Below are 575 nucleotides of genomic sequence, written 5' to 3'. Positions count from 1 at the left end.
TCCGGGCGGTGCCTGGACGTCAGCGGGGCGTCGCAGGCCAACGGCGCCCAGGCGCAGATCTGGGACTGCAACGGCCAGCCCAACCAGCAGTGGACCACCACCAGCGCCGGTGAACTGCGCGTCTACGGCAACAAGTGCCTCGACGTCAACGGCGGCGCCACGGCCGACGGCGCCAGCGTGATCATCTGGGACTGCAACGGGCAGAACAACCAGAAGTGGCGCCTCAACTCCGACGGGAGCATCACCGCCGTCGGCGCGAACAAGTGCCTGGATGTGTACAACAACGGCACCGCCAACGGCAGCAAGGTCATCATCTGGACCTGCAACGGCCAGAACAACCAGAAGTGGACCCGAGCCTGACCCCGTCCGGGCACGCGCCTTCGCCGGGGTGAGTCATCACCCCGGCGAAGGCCGCACATGACGCCCCCCCCTCCGGTGGGCGTCGTCCCCCGCCACGACCCCCTCCCCCCCAGGAGCAGGCAGTGCATTCACAGGAAGCCCCGGGGACGGCTCCACACCGAGCCGTCCACGCGCACCCCATGAGACCGCCACGCCCGCGCACCCGAATCCTCGCC

At 69.6% G+C, this 575-nt stretch carries 1 protein-coding gene; it reads left to right on the top strand.

Annotated elements, in window-relative coordinates; translation table 11 throughout:
- Positions 1 to 360, top strand: a 360-nt coding sequence (locus tag FLW16_RS43035; protein ID WP_142566731.1) for a lectin, incomplete at its 5' end; no start/stop codon positions are given.
- Positions 361 to 575 lie beyond the last annotated feature (215 nt).

The organism is Microbispora sp. KK1-11, from assembly GCF_006874435.1.
GTDB lineage: Bacteria > Actinomycetota > Actinomycetes > Streptosporangiales > Streptosporangiaceae > Microbispora > Microbispora catharanthi.
This window is presented reverse-complemented; position numbering and strand designations above follow the sequence as displayed.